This is a genomic window from Acidovorax bellezanensis, from assembly GCF_025421555.1.
GTDB lineage: Bacteria > Pseudomonadota > Gammaproteobacteria > Burkholderiales > Burkholderiaceae_C > Comamonas > Comamonas bellezanensis.
In genome coordinates, this window is sequence record NZ_JAODYH010000007.1 from 211,197 (window position 1) to 231,194 (window position 19,998).

The following is a 19,998-nucleotide window of genomic DNA, read 5'->3' on the forward strand; positions in this document are numbered from 1 at the left end:
TTGTAACAAACACCCCGGTGGATGCCGCAAGGTGTGCTGACAAAAGCAATTCCAACAGGCTACAGGAGATGCCATGCCAGGCGAACATGACGATGCAACGGACAGTTTCATTCCTTTCATGCGCAAGGTCGCACGCTGCGAGGATTCGCTGCGTGAACTGCGGCTGATGTGGCGACTGATAGAGTCCTCGGCCAAGATGAACTGCCCCGACGAGGCGCTGAGCATCCTGCCGATGATGGCGGCCACGCGTGAGAGCTTCCAGCAGCTTGAAGCCGATCTGGTGCAGTCGCTGGTGGCCGAGTCGCTGGGCGAAGTGATGCGCGAAATCGGCACCCAGGCCAAGCATGTGATCGACATCCTGGTGCGCAACCTGTACGAGCGCACGGCCGACGTGGGCTTTCTGGCCACCGATGCGGCGCTGTGCCGGCTGGCCGCCGGGCTGGACCAGGATGCAGAGGCCGTGCGCGCGCGCCTGCGCCAGTACCGCAACAAGTACACGGTCTACGATGACATTCTGGTGCTCGACGTGCAAGGCCAGGTGCTGGCGCAGATCGATGAGGACGCGCCCCTGGCCCACAGCCGCGATCCGCTGATCGTCCAGACGCTGCGCAGCCCGCGCCATGTGGAGACTTTCCGTGCCAGCGACCTGCGCCCGGGCAAACGCCATGCGCTGCTGTATTCGCAGCGGCTGCTGCACCCGCTCACGGGCGAGACCGTGGGCGTGCTGTGCCTGAGCTTTGCCTTCGACGACGAGTTGCAGGGCATTTTCCACGCCCACGCGCCGCAGGACTGCCGCAGCCTGCGCCTGCTGGTCGACGCCCGGCAGCAGGTGCTGGCCAGCAGCGACCCGCAATGGTTGCCGCCTGGCGTGCGCGTGCCGGTGAACCCTTCTGGTGCAGCGCAGCTGTGGACGCACTCGGGGCGCACTTATCTGGTGCAAACCGCCCACGCCGCGGACTACCAAGGCTACCCCGGCCCGCCAGGCTGGCAGGGCCAGGTGATGGTGCCGGTGGAGCAGGCCTTCCTGGCCAAGGCCAGCCGCAGCGCCGACGGCGTGCCGCCCCACATCCTCCAAGGTCTGCTGGGCCATGCCCGGCACTTCTGCGCGCCGCTGCACGACATCGTCACCGCCGCCGACACCATACGCCGCGTGGTCTGGAACGGCCAGGTCATGACGGCCGGCCAACGCGATGGCGCCCAGCGCCTGGCGGCCGTGCTCGAGCAGATCAGCGAGACCGGCGCGCGCACCAATGAAGTCTTCGGCCAGGCGATTGGCGACCTGTGCCACACCGTGCTGAGCAGCGCCATGCGCGACGGCGAGTTTCTCAGCCAACTGCTGGTCGACCTGCTGGACCGCAACCTGTATGAGCGCGCCAACGATTGCCGCTGGTGGGCGCTGACACCCGAACTGCGCAGCCTGCTCACGGATGCACACGGCGATGAAGAAGTGGCGCGGGCCCAGGCCGTGCTGGAGCAGATCAACGCGCTGTACACCGTCTATTCCCGGCTGGTGGTCTACGACACCCACGGCCGCATCATCGCCGCCAGCCACCCGCAGCTGGCCGACGGCAGCAGCGCCCTGGGCCAGCAGGTGGAGGCGGATGCGCTCGCGGCAGTGCTGGCCTTGCCCGACACGCAGGCCTACTACGCCAGCCCCTGGCGCGCGAGCGCCTTGAGCGACGGTGCCGCGACCTATATTTTCCACGCGGCCATCCGCGCGTCCGACAGTGCGCAGACCGTGGGCGGCATAGGCATCGTCTTCAACGCGGCCGACGAACTCACGGCCATGCTGGCCAGCACGGCCAGCGGCGGCCAGCACTGCGCCAGCGTCTTTGTCGACCGCAGCGGTCGCGTGCTGGCCAGCAGCCCTGCCCCCGGCGCGGCGGGTGCCGGCCTGCCCGCCATGCCTGTAGGCGCCCGCCTGGCGCTGCCCGCCGACATGCTGCAGCTGCCGGTGGGCAAAAGCCTGTCACGCGCCATGGTGCACGACGGCCATTACTGCATCGTCGGCTGCTCGGTCACGCAGGGCTACCGCGAGTTTCGCGCGGACGACGACGCGCCCCAGGCCGTGCTGGCCCTGTCCTTCGCATCGTTTGGTGCCCAACTGGACCATGCCGATGCCGCCGTGCAGCGCCGCGACACCAGCGTGCTTGGCGACAGCAGCGCAACGCCCCAGGGAACGGGGCGCGAAATGGCGACCTTCTTTGTCGACACCCGCCCTTTCGCGCTCGACGCGGCCTGCGTGCTCGAAGCCTTGCCCGCCAGCGCCATCACGCCCGTCTCGGCCGGGCGCATGCCCTATTGCCTGGGCACGCTGGCGCGGCGCACGCAAGGCGCCGTGACGGGCTATGTCTGGGTCTTCGATCTGGGCCAGCTGCTGCGCGGTACGCCCTCGACGCTCACGGCGCAAAGCCAGGTGATCGTGGTCGAGGCAGGCGGGCGGCGCATAGGCCTGCTGGTCAGCGACCTGCTGGGCGTGCAGCATTTCTCCAGCCAGCGATTCTTTGCCGCGCCCCATCTGGGCGGCGCCGGATCCGCCGTGGTCGGCGAAATCATCCAGGCCCGGCAAGCCGATGGCACGGGCGTGTTGGTGCAATGCCTCGACGTGGAGGCCCTGGTGCGGCAGTTGCAAACCAGCGCGGCGGGCCAGCGCAGCCTGCACGACGCACTGCAGGCTGCGCCACAAGAGGCCGCCATGGAGGCCTAGGAGACTCCCCCTTTGGCAGCGCAAGCGACGGGCGCCGGTCTATCTGGCGGAGCGCCCGAAAAGGAACCCACCCGCCGCCGCCGGGCCGCCCCAAGGCGGCGGACGGCCCCCTTGGGGGGCAGCGCAGCTACGCGCAGCGAGCAAGCGTGGGGGCCAGTTTCACCTTGCGCCTGACTCGCGCCAATCCTTGGGAATCTTGTCCTTCTTGTTTTCCACGGGATTGGCCGTGAGCCAATTGGCCGCGTACTGGCGCATGAACTCCCGCGCCTTGTCCTGGCGCACGCTCAGCCAGGCATCGTAGGCACCTTCGCTGAGCACGGCCGGCATGCGCCGCTCGTTGCCCGGCGGCTGGTAACGGTGCAGCAAACCGTGCGTGTTGGCACTGATGTTGAGCACCGCGAAGCTCAGGATGTCCTCGCCTTCGGGCCCCTGCCAGCGCGCCCACAAAGCGGCCAGGCCCATGGGCTTGCCGTCGATGCGCGAAATACGCGTGGACACGGGCTTGCCGCTGCGGTGGTCGTCTTCGAAGAAGGCCATCACCGGAACGATGCAGCGCTGGTTGTTGAGCCAGGCATCGCGAAAGGCCTGGGCCGTGGACGCGGTTTCATTGCGGGCGTGCAGCAGCTTGATGGCGCGCAGGCGCGCGTCCGAAGCCGTCTTCACCCAATGCGGCACCAGGCCCCACTGGGCCGTGACCAGTTCACGCACCACGGGTGGTGCCGGCTTGCGCGCGGGTTTGACAGCGTCCGCCGATGCCGTGGCCTCGACAGGTGGCACGACCTCGGGGGCTGGGGCTGCATCAGCCTCGGGCGCATTTTCAGGTACTGCCTCAGGCGCGGCGGCCACGGCGCGGATGATGAAGCCCGGCCGGCGGGCGCGCAAATAGCGCTCACCCACGGCCTCGGGAGGGGCTACTTTGAAAAATTCTTGGTAGGCGTCTGCCTTTTGCAGCGTTTCGTAATGGGAACTCATGCGCGGATGGTAACTGCAGGCGCCGCCACCACGGCACAAAAGGGCCGTTTTGTCACGCCCGCCCCTTAATCCGCGCCGGCCGGCCCTTTGAGCAGCGCCAGCAGTCCGGCCTCGTCGAGCACGGGCACGCCCAGTTCCTCGGCCTTGGCGAGCTTGCTGCCGGCGTCGGCGCCCGCCACCACATAGCTGGTCTTCTTGCTGACCGAGCCCGCCACCTTGGCGCCCGCGGCTTCGAGCAAGTCCTTGGCCTCGTCGCGGCCCATGGTCGGCAGCGTGCCGGTCAGCACCACGGTCTTGCCGGCCAGCAGCTGGGGCGGCTTCTCGGCCGGTGGGCCTTCGGGCCAGTGGATGCCGCACTCGACGCGCAATTGCCTGAGCACTTCGAGGTTGTGCGACTGGTCCAGGAAGGTGCGAATGCTGTGGGCGACGATGGGGCCGACGTCGTTGACTTCCAGCAACTGCTCTTCGCTCGCGGCGATGATGGCGTCCAGCGTGCCGAAATGCTTGGCCAGGTCTTTGGCCGTGGCTTCGCCGATCTGGCGAATCCCCAGGCCGAACAGAAAGCGGGCCAGCGTGGTGGACTTGGACTTCTCCAACGCGGCCAGCAGATTGAGCGCCGATTTCTCGGCCATGCGGTCCAGGCCGGACAACTGCTCCAGCGTCAAGCGGTACAGGTCCGGCAGCGTGCGCACCAGTTGCGCTTCGACCAGCTGGTCGACCAGCTTGTCGCCCAGGCCTTCGATGTCCATGGCGCGGCGGTGGGCGAAGTGCAGCAGCGCTTCCTTGCGCTGAGCCGCGCAGAACAGGCCGCCCGTGCAGCGGTGGTTGACCTGGCCTTTTTCGCGCTGCACGTCGCTGCCGCAGACCGGGCACTGGCGCGGCATGTGGAAATTGGGCACATAGGGCGAGCGCGGCAGCACCTGGGCGGGCTGCGCGGCGGCGTCGAGCAGCGCGTCGCTGGCTTCGATGCCCACCGGCAGCTGGGCCACATGCGGCACCACGCCGACCACTTCGGGAATCACGTCGCCCGCGCGGCGCACGATGACTTCATCGCCCACGCGCACGCGCTTGCGGCGCAACTCGAAAAGATTGTGCAGCGTGGCATTGGTGACGGTGACGCCGCCCACAAAGACTGGCGCCAGCCGCGCCACGGGCGTGATCTTGCCCGTGCGTCCGACCTGCACATCGATGGCTTCGACGCGTGTGATCATCTCCTGCGCCGGGTATTTGTGGGCCACGGCCCAGCGCGGCTCGCGCGTGACAAAACCCAGCTCGCGCTGCAGGGCCAGCGAATTCACCTTGTAGACCACGCCGTCGATGTCGTAAGGCAGGCTGTCGCGCGAGGCGCCTATGCGCTCATGGAACGCCACCAGCTCATCGGCGCCACGGGCCAGGCTCACCTGCTCGGCCACCGGGAAGCCCCAGGACTTGAGCTGCTGCAGCATGCCGTAATGCGTGGCGAACGCCGGCCCGCCTTGCGCGGCCGGCGTGATGTCGCCCAGGCCATAGGCAAAGAAGGACAGCGGCCGCTGGGCCGTGATGGACGAATCGAGCTGGCGCACCGCGCCAGCGGCCGCGTTGCGCGGATTGACAAAGGTCTTGCCGCCTTCGGCGCGCTGGCGTTCGTTGAGCGCTTCGAAATCGGCGCGGCCCATATAGACTTCGCCGCGCACTTCCAGCACCGGCGGCACGCCGGCCGGCAGCACCTGGGGAATCTGGCGGATGGTGCGGATGTTGTGCGTGACGTCTTCGCCCACGCTGCCGTCGCCGCGCGTCGCGGCCTGCACCAGCAGCCCGTTTTCGTAGCGCAGGCTCATGGCCAGGCCGTCGAACTTGGGCTCGGCCACGTATTCCACGGCCGGGTCGCTGTCGTCCAGGCCCAGCTCGCGGCGGATGCGGCCGTCGAAGGCCTGGGCGCCGCTGGCTTCGGTGTCGGTTTCGGTGCGGATGCTGAGCATGGGCACGACATGGGACACGGACGCCAGTCCGTCCATCACCGTGCCGATCACGCGTTGCGTGGGCGAGTCGGGCGTGACCAGTTCGGGGTGCAGGGCTTCAAGCGCCTGCAGCTTCTGGTAGAGCTTGTCGTACTCGGCGTCGGGCACGGTAGGCGCATCCTGCACGTAGTACTGGTGCGCCCAGACGCGCAGTTGCGCGCGCAGGGCTTTGATTTCAACCGCGGCAGCGTCGGACGGCTCGTCCTGTGGCTGCCCAAAAAGTTCCAGATTCACCATGCACTCACTAATTCACACTAACTGAACAAACGCCGCGCCAGCATGGACCCGGCCGACAGCTCACGGCTGTCGAGCTGGTCATACAGGTGCTCGAGGTCGGCGGCGATGGGCTCGACCACGCTCACGGGCAAGGCTTGGCCATTCTGGTCACACAGCACGCCGTCCATGGCGCCGCACAGGCCATCGGCGGCTTCGCGCAGGCGCGCGAAAGGCTGCTCGCTGCGGTGCACCTGGGGCACATCCAGGCTCAGCAACAGCTCGCGGATTGCCGATTGGTCCAGGTCGTCGGCCATGGCGGCCTGCGCGTCATAAGTCAGCACCAGCAGGGGCTGGCCGCCAGCGGCCGAAGGCAAGGCCATGCGTCCGGGCATGGACAAAGGCACAAAGCCCAGGCGAGCCGCGTTCTGCATCACATAGCCGGGACTCCAGGCGGCCTGGCGCGCGCGCAGCATGAACGTGAGCTGGGCATCGTGCTCGCTGGCGAACTGGTCGAGCTCGCGCGCCCGGGCCACCTCCTGCAGCATGTCGGGCAGGTCCACGGACGCGTTGACGGCGTCGGAAAACACCTGCACCTTGGCGACAAACTCGGAAAACTCGATTTCATTGAGCGCACCGACACGGTTGGCCAATTGCACGCCGGCCTGGAAAGCCGTGTAGCGCGATCCCGCCTGCAGCGGCTCCCACTGGCGCGAAGCCTGGTTCAGGCCTTCAATGCGAAACGGCTTGCTGCCCGCGCGACGCGTCGTCGGCTGGACCTGCAAGGCGCCTTCGCCGGGAATCACATGTTCGGGCTGGATGGGCGCGATGGCATCGATCAGGCTGTCCAGGCTGGGACGGCGCTCGAAAGGCACGGCAGGCGCTTGCGGTACGGCAAAGGCCGGCTCGGTGGCATGGGCAGCCTCCCCCATGCTGTCGGCTTCCGCCGCAGCAGCGCTTCCGTCGAGCGCCGGCTCGGTGCGGGCGGCAGGCTGGGCATGGTCGGCATGCTCCTGGGCCTGGGCCGGAGGCATGGTTTGCGGGCCCACGGGTTCGAGCCGCTGGCCGCCTTGCGACAGGTCCAGCGCCGGCTCATGGCGCTCGGTCAGGTTGTGCCCCGGGTCACGCGGCGGCTCGTCTTCCGCGGGTTGGGCGCGCTTGGGCGCGTTGCGCCGGGCCGTCCAGGCGTTGTAGGCGACGATCAATGCCAACAGCACGCCGCCCAGAATGGCCAAACTGATTTGCAAGGTACTCATGTGGATCCGTCAAGGAAAAATGTGGTCAAACCGCTTCGGCCATGTGCAAGGCAGACTCCATGTCCACGGCCACGATGCGCGAAACGCCCTGCTCCTGCATGGTCACGCCAATCAGCTGCTGGGCCATCTCCATGGCAATCTTGTTGTGACTGATGAACAGGAATTGGGTTCCGCGGCTCATGCTCGACACCAGCTTGGCATAGCGCTCGGTGTTGGCGTCGTCCAGCGGCGCATCGACTTCGTCGAGCAGGCAAAACGGTGCGGGGTTGAGCTGGAAAATGGCGAACACCAGCGCAATCGCCGTCAGCGCCTTTTCGCCGCCCGACAGCAGGTGGATGGTCTGGTTCTTCTTGCCTGGCGGCTGGGCAATCACCTGCACGCCGGAATCGAGGATTTCGTCGCCGGTGATGACCAGCTTGGCCTGTCCGCCGCCAAACAGCTCGGGGAACATGGTGCCGAAATGCCGGTTGACGGTGTCGAAGGTGCCCGACAGCAGCTCGCGCGTTTCGGCGTCGATCTTGCGGATCGCATCTTCCAGCGTGTTCATGGCCGAGGTCAGATCTTCCATCTGCGCATCGAGGAACAGCTTGCGCTCGCTGGCCGCGTTCAATTCGTCCAGCGCGGCCAGGTTGACCGCGCCCAGGCCCGCGATGTCGCGGTGCAGCCGGTCGATTTCGCCCTGCATGCCGGGGATGCGCACATTGCCTTCGGCAATCGACTGGGCCACGGCGGCCAGATCGGCCTGGGCGTCGGTCAGCAGGCTGTTGTACTGCTCCAATCCCAGGCGCGCGGCCTGTTCCTTGAGCTGGAATTCGGTGATGCGCTGGCGCAGCGGCTCCATGGCCTTTTCCAGCTGCTGGCGGCGCTCGTCGCTGCCGCGCAGGCGGTTGGTGAGCTCGTCGTATTCGCTGCGCCGCTCGCCCACGGCTTTTTCGCGCTCCATCTTGAGCGTCAGCGCATCCTGCAAGCCGCCCTGGGCCGCGGCGTCGTTCAAGCGGGTCTGCTCTTCCTGCGCGCGCTGCTGCTCGTCGGACAGCGAACGCACCTGCTGCACCGCGGTGTCTATGCTGCGGCTCAATTCGCCGCGCCGCGCCTGCAAGCTGCGCTGCGAGAACGTCGCTTCCTGGGCCTGGCGCTCCAGGGCGCGCAGCTGCTCGCGTGATTCGTTCAGGCGGCGCTCGGCTTCGAGCACCTTGTCGCCCAGTTGGGCATGGCGCTCCTGGCTGTCGGCCAGCTGCATGTCCAGCTCTTCGAAGCGGGCTTCGGCCGACATGCGGCGCTCTTCGATGTCGCCCAGCTGGGCTTCGACTTCGGCCAGATCCGACGCGATCTGCGCATTGCGCGCGCGCGCCTGATCGGCCAGCTGGCCCAGGCGCAAGGCTTCGACCTGCAATCCATGGGCTTCATTCTTGGCCTCGACGGCTTCGCGGCGCGCGCTGATCAGGCGCTGGGAGGCATCGGCGTAAGCCGTCTCGGCCCGCACCAGGGCCGTGCGCGACTCTTCGCTGATCAAGGCCTGGGCCCGGGTTTCCTTTTCCAGGTGTTCGATTTCCTGGGCCCGCGCCAACAGGCCCGACTGCTCGGAGTCCTGGGCGTAAAAGCCCACGCTATGGGCCGTGACGGCGTGGCCGCTGGGCACGTAAATCACTTCGCCAGCCGCCAGCGCCGCGCGGCGGTCCAGGGCCGCGTCCAGCGTGGGCGCGGTGTAACAGCCTTCCAGCCAGTCGGTGAGCACCGCCAGCAGGCCTGCATCGCTCACGCGCAGCAGTGCCGACAGGCGTGTCAATCCTGAGGCGCTGGCCTCGGCCGCAGCGCTGGCGGGCACGGCGTTGGCGGTGCTGTAGAACGCCAGCCGGGCCGGTGGCGCATCCTGGGCGCCCGCGCCCAGAAAGCCGCGCACCATGTCGAGTCGACCCACGGACAGCGCGCCCATGCGTTCGCGCAAGGCCGCTTCCAGGGCGTTTTCCCAGCCGGGCTCGACGGCCAGGCGGGTCCACAGGCCGGGCATGCTGTCCAGGCCGTGCTTGGCCAGCCAGGGCTGGAGCTTGCCGTCGGTCTTGACTTTCTCCTGCAAGGCCTTGAGGGCCTCCATGCGCGCAGCCAGTTCGGCCTGGCGCGCGCCTTCGGTGTTCACGGCCTGCTGGCGCGTGCGACGTTCCTCGTCGAGCTGGGGCACGCTGTCCTGCAGTTCCTGCAGCACGGCTTCGGCCATTTCGGCCGCCTCTTGCGCCGTTTCCAGCTGGGCGCGCAGCTGCTGCAGCCGCTCTTCATCGGGCACGACCAGCGCATTGCGGTCGGCGCGCAGCCGTTCGTCGCGCGCCTGATGCTGGCGTTCCTGCTCGCTCAGGCTGCGCTGCTCGGCGGCCAGCACCTGGATCTGCTGCTGCACCTGCACCACCTGGGCGCGCTGATCGCTGTCGTTTTTCTGCGCCTGGCGCAGCGCATCTTCGAGGTCGGGCAGGCGCTGCGACTGCTCTTCGAGCTGGGCCGCGAGCATTTCGGCCTGCTCTTCGGCATTCATGCCCGCGCCTTCGAGGTTCTCGATCTCGATTTCGGCCTCTTCGCGGCGCCGCGCCCAGTCGGCGATCTGTTCGGCCAGCTGCGCCAGGCGCTGCTGCACGCGCTGGCGGCCTTCGACCACGTAGCGAATTTCGGCTTCGAGCTTGCCCACTTCGGCAGTGGCCTCGTAGAGCTGGCCCTGGGCCTGGTTGACGGCGTCGCCGGCGGTGTAATGCGCCTGGCGTATGGTTTCGAGTTCAGCTTCGATATTGCGCAACTCGGCCAGGCGTGCCTCGAGGTCATTGACCGCCTGCAGGCCTTCGATGCGTACCTTGTCCTGTTCGGCTTCGGATTCGGCGCGCTTGAGGAACCACAGCTGCTGCTGCTTGAGCGTGACGCTGGCCTGCAGCCGGTTGTACTGGGCCGCGACCTCGGCCTGCTTTTCGAGCTTGTCGAGGTTGGCGTTGAGTTCGCGCAGGATGTCTTCGACCCGCGTCAGGTTCTCGCGCGTGTCGGACAGCCGGTTTTCCGTCTCGCGCCGGCGTTCCTTGTACTTGGACACGCCGGCGGCTTCCTCGAGGAACAGGCGCAGCTCTTCGGGGCGCGACTCGATGATGCGGCTGATCGTGCCCTGGCCGATGATGGCGTAGGCGCGCGGCCCCAGGCCCGTGCCCAGGAACACGTCCTGCACGTCGCGGCGGCGCACCGGCTGGTTGTTGATGAAATAGCTGCTGTTGCCGTCGCGCGTGAGCACGCGCTTGACGGCGATTTCGCCGTACTGGCCCCATTGGCCGCCGGCGCGGTGGTCGCTGTTGTCGAACACCAGCTCCACGCTGGCGCGGCTGGCGGGCTTGCGGTGGGTCGTGCCGTTGAAGATCACGTCCTGCATGGACTCGCCACGCAATTCGCTGGCGCGGCTTTCGCCCAGCACCCAGCGCACGGCATCCATGATGTTGGATTTGCCGCAGCCATTGGGACCCACAACCCCGACCAGTTGGCCCGGCAGCAGGAAATTGGTGGGCTCGGCGAAGGACTTGAAGCCTGAAAGCTTGATCGAATTAAGGCGCACGGCGTGGGTGGGGGGCTTTAAACAGCAGCGTCAGTGAACAGCCCCGCATGATACCGCGCCCATTCTGGTCCAAAGCCTGTTCCAAGGCTTTGCCGCCAGCGCCATCAAGCGTTGCGCGGCGCAAAGGCAATGATGGCCATTCCGGTCAGGGCCACGGCCGCGCCCAGCAAGTCCCACAGCGTGGGGCGAATGCCGTCGACCAGCCACAGCCAGACCAGGGCCATGGCCACATACATGCCGCCATAGGCCGCATACACCCGGCCCGAGGCATCGGGGTGCAGCGTCAGCAGCCAGACGAACAGCGCCAGGCTGAGCGCGGCCGGCAGCAGCAGCCAGGCGCTCATGCCCTGGCGCAGCCACATCCAGGGCAGGTAGCAGCCCACGATTTCGGCGACGGCGGTCGCGGCGAACAGCAGAAAAGTCTTGATTTCGGGCACGGGACGAGAAAGTGATCAAGCGCTCAGGTCGGCCAGACCCGGCAGACTGGCGCGGCTGCGCACCAGGGCTTCGAACTGTGCCACCGGCACGGGTGGGCTCAGCAAATAGCCCTGCCAGGCATGGCAGTTGTTGTCCTGCAGGAACATGCGCTGCGCTTCGGTTTCCACCCCTTCGGCAATCACCCGCAAGCCCAGGCTGGTGCCCAGGGCCACGATGGTCCGGGCAATGGCGGCATCGTTGGGATCGGTGAGCACATCGTGCACAAAGCTCTTGTCGATCTTGAGCTGGTCCAGCGGCAGGCGCTTGAGGTAGGCCAGCGAGGAATAACCGGTGCCGAAATCGTCGAGCGAAAAGCCCACGCCGTGCTGCTTGAGCTGCACCATCTTGGCGATGGTGTCGTCCACGTCGGTCAGCAGCAGGCCTTCGGTCAACTCCAGCTTGAGCCGCTTGGCCGGAGCGCCGCTGTGCGCCAGCGCCTGGAGCACCTGGGTGACGAACTGCGCCTGGTGAAACTGGCGCGGACTGACATTCACGGCCAGCACCAGCCCGGCCATGTCGGGCTGCCCGGCCCAGAGCGCGAGCTGCGCGCAGGCCGCTTGCAGCACCCACTCGCCCAGCGGCACGATCAGGCCGCTTTCCTCGGCCAGCGGAATGAAGGCGGCCGGCGAAACAAAGCCCTGCAGGGGATGGAGCCAGCGCAGCAGGCCTTCGGCGCCACTGATTTTCCCGTCTTCGACCTGGGGCTGATAGAACAGCTCGAACTGCTGCTGGGCCAGGCCCGTGCGCAAGTCCTGCTCCAGCGTGGCGCGTTCGCGCACCACCTGCTGCATGCGCGGGTCAAAGAACTGCAAAGTGTCGCGCCCGGCATTCTTGGCCTGGTACATGGCCAGGTCGGCACGGCGCAGCAACTCGTCCACGGTGTCGTCCAGTCCCTGAAAAATCGTGGCCCCCATGCTCACGGTGGCATGGCATTTCTGGCCGTCCAGAAGATAGGGCTGGCGCAGCGCATGCAGTATGGCCTGCCCCACTTCCTGCGCCATGGCCGCGGCATGCACGGGATCGTCGCCCAGGTCTTCGAGCACCACCACGAATTCGTCGCCGCCCTGGCGGCCCACGGTATGGGTGGTACCCACGCTGTCGCGCAAGCGGGTCGCGACCTGGCACAGCAAGGCATCGCCCTGATCGTGGCCGCGGGTTTCATTGAGCGTCTTGAAGTCGTCCACGTCCAGCATCAACAGGGCGCCGCAGCGCTGGCGCCGCGCGCCCGCCACCAGCGCCTGCTGCAGCCGGTCCAGCAGCAGCCGGCGGTTGGGCAGCTGGGTCAGCAGGTCGTAGAACGCCAGGTAGCGGATTTCTTCCTCGGCGGCCTTGCGCTGGCTCAGATCCTGCAGCGTGATCAGGTATTGGCCGTCCATCACCACCCCACCGATTTCCACCGTGCGGGTCGTACCGTCGCGGCACACGATGCGGTATTCGGACGGCTCTATGTTGCCGTCCAGCGCCTGCGCACGCATCTTGGCCTGGTGCAGCCGCTCGAACGCCTTGGTGCGCTGATTTTCATCGGGATAGGCCAAGGCCCACCAGCCATCGGAGGTGGCGGCATGCTCTTCACGGTAGCCGCAGATGAACACAAAGCGGTCGTTGCGGTAGAGGATGTCCCCCTCATCGCTGAGAATGGCCAGGCCCACGGGCAGGCGCTGCATGACGATGCGGATGCGCTCTTCGTTGTCACGCTGGCGCTGCTCCAGGCGGCGGCGCTCGGTCACATCCTGCACCACGCCCAGGTTCAGCGCCTGGCCTTGCACGCCCTGTCCTATCGGCGACGTGGTTTCCTCGACCCAGATGATGGCGCCGTCGCTGCGAATCAGGCGCAGCTCCAGCTGGTATTCCTGCACGTCTCCCAGGCCCAGGCGATGCTTGAGCGCGGCATGCTGGGCGCGGTCGTTGGGATGGATGAATTCACTGAATTTTCGACCCCGCAGCGCGTCCATGGGCAGGCCGAGAATATTGGCATAGCGCTGGTTGACCTGCTCGAAGGCCCCGGTCACCGCGTCGACCTGGACCACGCCCACGGCCGCCTGGTTGAACAGGGCCTGGATGCGCTGGTTGCTGTCGCGCGTAGCGGCCAGCGCGCGCGCGCGCGCGCGCCGCCAGCGCAACTGCCAGACCACGCCCACGGCCAGCAGCAGTAAAAGCAGCACACCGCCGAGCACCGCGAGTACGGACGACCGCGGCTGCAAACCGGGCAGCGGCGCCGTTCCCAGCCAGCGGCCCAAGGCCAAGCCGACGACGAAGACCGCTATGCCTGGCAAAAAAATGCGATGCCTTTTTGGCGGGCGCGGGGCACGAAAGGTCATGGGAACGTGAGCACGCCGTGGAAACACCGAAAGCGCACAGCGAAGGTAAAGCGATGGATCCAATAATCCATCAGCATAGCTGCTTTTTTGTAGGCCTTTGGCAATCTAGCGGGCAATTTTCGACTCTTTAGCGCGCGGTTCAACACCGACCGTTCATACGGCAGGTGCCAGCATGCGCCCGGCTTCAATCGTCAGGCAACGGTCGCAACGCGCGGCGATGGCGCGGTCATGGGTGACCAGTACCAGCGTGGTGCCACGCTCCCGGTTGAGATCGAACATCAGTTCCATGATAGATGCTCCGGTGGCGAAATCCAGACTGCCCGTGGGCTCATCGGCCAGCAGCAAAGCCGGTTGCACGACAAACGCCCGCGCCAGGGCCACGCGCTGCTGCTCCCCGCCCGACAGCAGCCGCGGGTAATGCCCCAGCCGCTGCCCCAGCCCCACTCGCTCGAGCATCTCGCGTGCCAGCTTGCGCGCGGCGCCATGACCGGCGAGCTCCAGTGGCAACATCACGTTCTCCAGCGCCGTCAGATTGCCCATCAGCTGGAAGCTCTGGAACACAAAGCCCAGCTTTTGCGCGCGCAGCGCAGCCCGGTCGTCCTCGCTCAAGGCAAACAAGTCCCGGCCTTCGAGATGCACCGTGCCCGAGCTCGGGGTATCGAGTCCGGCGAGAATGGACAGCAAGGTACTCTTGCCCGACCCGGACGCGCCCACGATGGCCACCGTTTCGGCACGTGCGAAACTGGCGTTGATGTCCCGCAAGATATCAAGTGACCCGGTGGAGTCCGTGACCGACTTGGAAAGGCGCTCGACTTGGAGCAAAGGGGATGCAAGGGATGCTGGCATATCAATCCGAAATGGGGACTATGAAATTAAAACCATCTCAAGGGCGCTCGCGCCGCTGGCTGCTGGCTGCGCTGGCGACTGCGGCCGTCACCCTGGGGGCGCCCGCCATGTCTGCCGCCAAGGATCCACTCATCCTGGTGCTGGGCGACTCGCTGAGCGCTGAATACGGCCTGGCCCGGGGCCAGGGCTGGGTCGCCCTGCTGCAGCAACGGCTGGAAAAGAACCTGCCGCAAGCACGCGTGGTGAATGCCAGCGTCAGCGGCGACACCAGTGCGGGCGGTCGCGCCCGGCTGCCGGGGCTGCTCGCGCGGCACCAGCCGACGGTGGTGGTAATCGAGCTCGGTGCGAATGACGCGCTGCGCGGTCTGCCGCTGCAAAGCACGCAGGCCAATCTGCAGGCCATGGTCCAGGCCAGCCAGGCCGCAGGCGCCAAGGTCCTGCTGCTGGGCATGCAGGTGCCGCCCAACTATGGCAGCGCCTATGGTCGCGACTTCGCCGCTGTTTTTTCCGTCGTCGCACGCCAGAACAAAACAGCCTTGTTGCCGTTCTTGCTGGCCGGCATCGCCGATGCGCCCGATCCGCTCGCGTGGTTCCAGAGCGACCGCATCCATCCGACGGCCAAAGCCCATCCACGGATGCTGGACAACGTCTGGCCCCACCTGCAGCCCTTGCTGCGCTGAGCGCGGGCGCGGCAGGCGACGGGAACGCGGGGCCGCAGTGGCCTTGCAGCCAGCGGCCGCATCACTTGCGCGCAATGCGGCCTGGATATCAGTTCGCGCTGGGCGGCACCGAATCCGCAGCAGGCGCTGGATCGTTGCCAGGGGCTACGTAGGTCGCACCTGAATGCTCAGGCACGTCGCTCTTGCGGTGCTCCTTGGCGCGCTCTTTGTCCTGCTTCTTTTGCTTCTTGGCAAGTTCGCGTTGCCGTTTTTCGTATCCGTAGTTGGGTGTTGCCAATGTTCTCTTTCGTTAGGTGAATGGTCCACTGTACCAGCCATGCGCCCTATGTTATCGCTTGCGGCACCGCCGCCGGCCCTGGTTGGACAGCAAAACGATAGGCGTGCCAACTTGCACAGCCCAGCAAAGGCCCTGTCAGCAATAACCCTAGGCCCCAGGCCCAGAGACTGAGACCGACCAGCAGCGTGATCAGCACACCCCACAGCAGCATGACGCCGGTCTGCGACGCCACTACCCGGAAGCTGGTGATGCAGGCCGTCAAGGCGTCGGTGTCCCGGTCGAGAATCATGGGCAGGGCAACCACCATGCCGGCAAAGGCCAGCACGGCAAATGTCCCTCCTACCAGCAGGTAAACGGCCAGAAATTCCCAGTTCTCCACGCTGAACACGGCTTGCATCACGCCCGCCGTGGTCGGCATGCCGGTATTGAAAAACACCGCGAACACTACCATCGAGGCCCGGCCCCAGAGCAATTCCAGCACCACCAGGACCAGCACCAGCATGGCCATGCTGGGAATGTGTGCATCCCAGGCCGTGATGGAGCGGCCCAGTTCGGGCGCCTGACCGGCTTCCAGGCGCCGGCTGGCATCGTACAGGCCCATGGCCAGAAAAGGCCCGAGCAGCAGACAGCCGCTGGCCAGCGACATCACATACTCCGGCCGGGAACGAAACAGCCAGCCGATCAGCAGGGCCATGCCCCAGAAGCATGTACCGTAAAACAGGGCGATGCCCGGCGCGGCGCGGACATCGCGCCAGCCCAGCGCCAGCCAGCGAAAAGGATCGGCCAGGCCCAGGGGCCGTATCTCCACCGGGGAGCTTGCGGCAGGCGTTTGCGGAATCGGCGAAATTTCCATGGCGATGAGGCCTCCGGCTGGAGCGCCCGGCCCGGCGGACCGCAGCGCTTCACGCCACCTTAGCGCGGCTGTACCTGCACGGCATCCAGACAAATACCAGGGGACAGCCCGCTAGGCTGGAAACGCCTTTTGCATGGCCTGGGCCAGATCGGCGCGCAAGTCCTGGACCGCTTCCAGGCCCACATTGAAGCGCACCACGATGCCGGGCAACAGGTGCGGCACGGGCCGGTCGCGCATGCTCTCGATTTCGTAGGGCACGACCAGGCTCACCGGCCCGCCCCAGCTATAGCCCAGCTTGAACAGGCGCAGACTGTCGCACAGCAGATCCACCTGCTGCTGACTGTGGCGCGCGTCTATCACCACGCTGAACAGGCCCGCCGCCGCGCCCTGTCCGCCGTTGGCCGGACCGCACAATGCCTGCCAATGGGCATGGCCGGGAGCGCCGGCAAGGGCCGGGTGCAGCACCTGGGCCACGGCCGGATGCTGCTGCAACCAGAGCGCAAGCTCGCGCGCCGCCACGTCGTGGGCGCGGTAACGCAGGGCGATGCTGGGCAAGGAGCGCAGCACGGTTTCGGCGTCGTTGCCGGAAACGCCAAAACCCAGGCGCATGTGGGTCAGCTTGAGCCGCAAATGCAAGGCCTGGTCGCGCGTGATCACGCTGCCCATGAGCACATCGCCGCCACCGCTGGGGTATTTGGTTAGGGCTTGCACGGAAATATCCACGCCCAGGCTGCCGCTGCCGTCACCATGCAGATCAAAGGGCTTGAAGGCCAGACCGGCGCCCCAGGTATTGTCCAGCGCCGAAATCACGCCACGCGCACGGCACAGCGCGACCATGGCCGGCAGGTCCGGGAATTCCATGCTGACCGAGCCCGGCGCTTCGAGCCAGACCAGGCGGGTGCGCTTGGATATCTTTTCAGCCAGATCGCCCACGTCCATGGGGTCGTAGAACACATGCTGTATGCCCCACTGCAGCAATTCGGCCTGGGCCAGCGACTTGTTCGGGCCATAGGCGTTGTCCGGAATCAGGACCTCGTCGCCGGCGTGCAGCAGGGACAGCGACACCGTGGCAATCGCCGCCAGGCCGCTGGGCACAAGCAGGCATTGCTTGCCGCCTTCGAGCGTGCAAAGCCGCTCTTCGAGCTGGTAGGTGGTGGGCGTGCCGTGCAGGCCGTAGGTGTAGCTGCTTTTGTCCAGCCAGCGCCGCTCGCGCATGGCGGCTACATTCGGGAACACCACCGTCGACGCCTTGTGCACCGCGGGCTGCAGCGCCACGAAATCGGCGGGTGGCTGATAGGGATGGTGAATGAGGTGCGTGGTCAGGTCGGGCGCGGCTTGGTTCATGGGGCTATGGTAGCGCCCCACGGGTGCGGCGCCAACGAGAACAGCGCTGTGCGGGCGCGTATCAGTGCAGCGGCTGCCACCATGTGCAGCGCCCCTTGCCTCGGGCAATGGGGCTCGGCCGGACAGGCCCGGCCGCGTCCCACCACCCCTTATCTCACGGAGCCTTGACGGTCAGCAGGTTGTTGACTGCCACCACGCCCTTGACGGCCTTGGCGATGTCTTCGGCGCGGGCCTTGGCCTGCTCGCTGGGAGCCACGCCATTGAGCGTCACGGTCGAGCCCTTGGTGTCGACGTTGATCTGCAGCGCGCTCAGGTCCTTGTCCTTGACCAGGCCGGCCTTGATTTCGGCGGTGATGGCTGCATCGCCAGCCACATCCATCGCGGAGCTGGCCACATTGCTGGCCGCATCACCGACTTTGGCGGCTTCCTGCTCGATCTTGGCGCCAGCCGATTTGGCGGCTTCTTCCGCGCGCATCTTGGCGTCTGCAGCGGCCTGCTCGGTCTGCGAAACCGCGGCATCCAGCTTCTGGCCCGCGGTTTTCTCTTCGTTCTTGTTGCAAGCGGCCAAGCCCAGCGCCAGAGCGCTCACTGCCAAGACCTGAAGAATTCGTTGAGGTAGCTGGATCATTCTGATTTCTCCTTGTCGCAGGGAATGCCCTGCGTGTTAGTCGTAGTCAAAATGTAAATGGCACATGTACCGCGTCCCCGTAGGACAAGCGCCCAAGCGTTCCACGGCTGTTGCACGGCCTCACAATATGCGGATGCTCTCTTTAAGCCGTTGGTTTCCTTTTCTCGCCTGGCCTCGCCCCTCCCGTGAGCTGCTCCAAGGCGAGCTATGGGCAGGCATGACGGTCGGCCTGATGCTGCTGCCCCAAGGCGTGGCCTACGCCGCGCTGGCCGGCATGCCCCTGGTCACCGGGATTTACGCTTCGCTGGTTCCGGCCCTGGTCGCCGTGCTGTGGAGTGCCTCGCCGCGCCTGGGCGTGGGCCCGACGGCGCTCACCAGCCTGCTGATCGGGACTTCGCTGCTGGGCCTGGCAGAACCCGGCAGCGCCCACTGGGTCGGTCTGGCGGTCTGGATCGCGCTGCTGTCCGGCCTGCTGCAATGGAGCCTGGGCGCCTTGCGCGCCGGCTGGCTGCTCAATCTGGTCACGTCGCCCGTGCTCAACGGCTTCACCCAGGCCGCAGCGCTGCTGATCCTGGCCTCGCAGCTGCCCGCGCTGCTGGGCCTGCGCACCACCTGGAATGCGGTCTTCAGCGCGCCATCGGTACACCATTTCGACCTGCGCGCAGCCGCCATAGGCCTGGGCAGCGTGGCCCTGCTGATGGCATTCAAGCGCTGGCGCTCGGGCTTTCCCTCGGCCATCGTCGTCGCCAGCCTGGCCGGCGTGCTGAGCTGGGCCACGGGCTTCGCCGACAGCGGCGGCAGCGTGATCGGCAACCTGCCGGCCGGCCTGCCCATGCTGCACTGGCCGGGCTGGCTCTCGGGCGACGAGTTTTCCGCCCTGATCATGCCGGTGCTGGTGATTTCGCTGGTGAGTTTTCTCGAAACCGCCTCCAGCGCCCAGGTCGAGCACCGGCTCGCCGGCACGCGCTGGAACGAAAACCAGGACCTGATCGCCCAGGGCATGGCCAAGGTCACCGCCGGGCTGTTCGGCAGCTTCGCCACCAGCGCCTCGTTTTCGCGCTCGGCCGTGAACCTGATGGCCGGCGCGCGCACCGGCTGGGCCACGATTTTTGCGGTGGGCCTGGTGTTTCTGGTGCTGCTGTGGCTCACGCCGGCGCTCTACCATGTGCCGCAATCGGCCCTGGCGGCGATCGTGGTCACGGCCGTGCTCAACCTCATCAAGCCACAGACCATGTTCAGCCTGTGGCGCATTTCACGCACCGAAGCCTGCATAGGCCTGTCCACGTTTGCGCTCACGCTGGCGACCGCGCCACGCCTGTACTGGGGCGTGCTGGCCGGCATCGTGATGGGCCTGTGCCATTTTCTGTACCAGCGCCTGCACCCCCGCATCATTGAAGTCGGCCTGCACCCGGACGGCAGCCTGCGCGACCGCCACCTGTGGCAGTTGAACCACTGGGCCGACGGCGTCGTGGTGCTGCGCATGGATGCCGAGCTGGACTTTGCTTCGGCCTCCGCGCTGGAGCGGCGCATCGCCGACCACTTGGCCGAGCACCCCGAAGTACGGCATCTGTGCCTGCTGGCCCAGCCCATCAACCGCGTCGACGTCACCGGCGTGGAAACTTTCGTCCGCGTCCGCGCCCTGCTGCGCCAGCGCGGTGGCACACTGCACCTGAGCGGACTCAAGCTGCCGGTCGAGGATTGCCTGCGCCGCGCCCGCGCCCTGGACGCGGGGCCGGATCTGGTCCTCTACCGCACCGATGCCGAAGCACTGGCCGCACTGCGGGAACTTTGCGCAGCTTCCGTAACCCCACTCAATCCAGCCCACCCTGGCGCTGATACACTCTGACCACACTGTTTTGCAA

14 protein-coding genes are annotated in these 19,998 nt (G+C 66.7%); 3 read left to right on the forward strand and 11 right to left on the reverse strand.

Translation table 11 applies throughout. From position 1 onward, the window contains the following. Window positions 1–73: 73 nt before the first annotated feature. The gene (locus tag N0K08_RS15000; RefSeq protein ID WP_261501197.1) at window positions 74–2,707 is read left to right on the forward strand and encodes a chemotaxis protein CheW; all 2,634 of its coding nucleotides are present in this window, start codon (window positions 74–76) and stop codon (window positions 2,705–2,707) included. Between the two features lie 159 nt (window positions 2,708–2,866). On the opposite strand, the gene N0K08_RS15005 is transcribed toward N0K08_RS15000, so the two are convergent. The 7 genes from N0K08_RS15005 to N0K08_RS15035 all read right to left on the reverse strand — a co-directional run bounded on the left by N0K08_RS15005 (window position 2,867) and on the right by N0K08_RS15035 (window position 14,354). Then, window positions 2,867–3,679 (reverse strand): SOS response-associated peptidase, encoded by an 813-nt coding sequence (locus tag N0K08_RS15005; RefSeq protein WP_261501198.1) that lies wholly within the window; start codon window positions 3,677–3,679, stop codon window positions 2,867–2,869. Window positions 3,680–3,744: 65 nt separating this feature from the next. Beyond that, window positions 3,745–5,904, reverse strand: a complete 2,160-nt coding sequence (gene ligA / locus N0K08_RS15010; protein ID WP_261501537.1) for an NAD-dependent DNA ligase LigA — start codon at window positions 5,902–5,904, stop codon at window positions 3,745–3,747. A 26-nt stretch (window positions 5,905–5,930) separates the two neighbouring features. Then, window positions 5,931–7,145: a cell division protein FtsZ gene (locus N0K08_RS15015; RefSeq protein WP_261501199.1), complete on the reverse strand. Its 1,215-nt coding sequence runs from the start codon at window positions 7,143–7,145 to the stop codon at window positions 5,931–5,933. A 25-nt stretch (window positions 7,146–7,170) separates the two neighbouring features. Continuing rightward, the gene (smc, locus tag N0K08_RS15020) at window positions 7,171–10,713 is read right to left on the reverse strand and encodes a chromosome segregation protein SMC (protein ID WP_261501200.1); all 3,543 of its coding nucleotides are present in this window, start codon (window positions 10,711–10,713) and stop codon (window positions 7,171–7,173) included. Window positions 10,714–10,817: 104 nt separating this feature from the next. Continuing rightward, window positions 10,818–11,150, reverse strand: coding sequence for a YnfA family protein (locus tag N0K08_RS15025; protein WP_261501201.1), 333 nt, complete (start codon window positions 11,148–11,150; stop codon window positions 10,818–10,820). Between the two features lie 15 nt (window positions 11,151–11,165). Next, window positions 11,166–13,463, reverse strand: a complete 2,298-nt coding sequence (locus tag N0K08_RS15030; RefSeq protein WP_261501202.1) for a putative bifunctional diguanylate cyclase/phosphodiesterase — start codon at window positions 13,461–13,463, stop codon at window positions 11,166–11,168. 198 nt (window positions 13,464–13,661) lie between these two features. Then, window positions 13,662–14,354 carry an ABC transporter ATP-binding protein gene (locus N0K08_RS15035; RefSeq protein ID WP_261501203.1) on the reverse strand — a complete coding sequence of 231 codons (693 nt, stop codon included), beginning with the start codon at window positions 14,352–14,354 and terminating at the stop codon, window positions 13,662–13,664. A gap of 20 nt (window positions 14,355–14,374) precedes the next feature. Here N0K08_RS15035 and N0K08_RS15040 point away from each other — a divergent pair, with 20 nt between their 5' ends. Next, on the forward strand, window positions 14,375–15,034 hold the full coding sequence (locus N0K08_RS15040; RefSeq protein ID WP_408642959.1) for an arylesterase: 660 nt from the start codon (window positions 14,375–14,377) through the stop codon (window positions 15,032–15,034). Between the two features lie 88 nt (window positions 15,035–15,122). Here the strand turns inward: N0K08_RS15040 and N0K08_RS15045 are convergent, their stop codons facing one another. From N0K08_RS15045 to N0K08_RS15060, 4 genes are all read right to left on the reverse strand, one after another. Beyond that, complete coding sequence (locus tag N0K08_RS15045) at window positions 15,123–15,311, reverse strand: hypothetical protein (RefSeq protein ID WP_261501204.1); 189 nt, start codon at window positions 15,309–15,311, stop codon at window positions 15,123–15,125. Between the two features lie 46 nt (window positions 15,312–15,357). Continuing rightward, the gene (locus tag N0K08_RS15050; RefSeq protein ID WP_261501205.1) at window positions 15,358–16,164 is read right to left on the reverse strand and encodes a DUF2189 domain-containing protein; all 807 of its coding nucleotides are present in this window, start codon (window positions 16,162–16,164) and stop codon (window positions 15,358–15,360) included. 111 nt (window positions 16,165–16,275) lie between these two features. Continuing rightward, window positions 16,276–17,508: a PLP-dependent transferase gene (locus N0K08_RS15055; RefSeq protein WP_261501206.1), complete on the reverse strand. Its 1,233-nt coding sequence runs from the start codon at window positions 17,506–17,508 to the stop codon at window positions 16,276–16,278. Window positions 17,509–17,662: 154 nt separating this feature from the next. Further along, on the reverse strand, window positions 17,663–18,136 hold the full coding sequence (locus tag N0K08_RS15060; RefSeq protein WP_261501207.1) for a BON domain-containing protein: 474 nt from the start codon (window positions 18,134–18,136) through the stop codon (window positions 17,663–17,665). 133 nt (window positions 18,137–18,269) lie between these two features. Between N0K08_RS15060 and N0K08_RS15065 the strand changes: the two genes are divergently transcribed. Next, window positions 18,270–19,982: a SulP family inorganic anion transporter gene (locus tag N0K08_RS15065; protein ID WP_261501208.1), complete on the forward strand. Its 1,713-nt coding sequence runs from the start codon at window positions 18,270–18,272 to the stop codon at window positions 19,980–19,982. Window positions 19,983–19,998 lie beyond the last annotated feature (16 nt).

Bases quoted from the DNA above. Each gene is read 5' to 3' on its own strand.
- N0K08_RS15000 (WP_261501197.1), top strand. From the start codon at position 74: ATGCCAGGCGAACATGACGATGCAACGGACAGTTTCATTCCTTTCATG.
- N0K08_RS15005 (WP_261501198.1), bottom strand. From the start codon at position 3,679: ATGAGTTCCCATTACGAAACGCTGCAAAAGGCAGACGCCTACCAAGAA.
- N0K08_RS15015 (WP_261501199.1), bottom strand. From the start codon at position 7,145: ATGAGTACCTTGCAAATCAGTTTGGCCATTCTGGGCGGCGTGCTGTTG.
- N0K08_RS15035 (WP_261501203.1), bottom strand. From the start codon at position 14,354: ATGCCAGCATCCCTTGCATCCCCTTTGCTCCAAGTCGAGCGCCTTTCC.
- N0K08_RS15040 (WP_408642959.1), top strand. From the start codon at position 14,375: ATGAAATTAAAACCATCTCAAGGGCGCTCGCGCCGCTGGCTGCTGGCT.
- N0K08_RS15050 (WP_261501205.1), bottom strand. From the start codon at position 16,164: ATGGAAATTTCGCCGATTCCGCAAACGCCTGCCGCAAGCTCCCCGGTG.
- N0K08_RS15055 (WP_261501206.1), bottom strand. From the start codon at position 17,508: ATGAACCAAGCCGCGCCCGACCTGACCACGCACCTCATTCACCATCCC.
- N0K08_RS15060 (WP_261501207.1), bottom strand. From the start codon at position 18,136: ATGATCCAGCTACCTCAACGAATTCTTCAGGTCTTGGCAGTGAGCGCT.
- N0K08_RS15065 (WP_261501208.1), top strand. From the start codon at position 18,270: ATGCTCTCTTTAAGCCGTTGGTTTCCTTTTCTCGCCTGGCCTCGCCCC.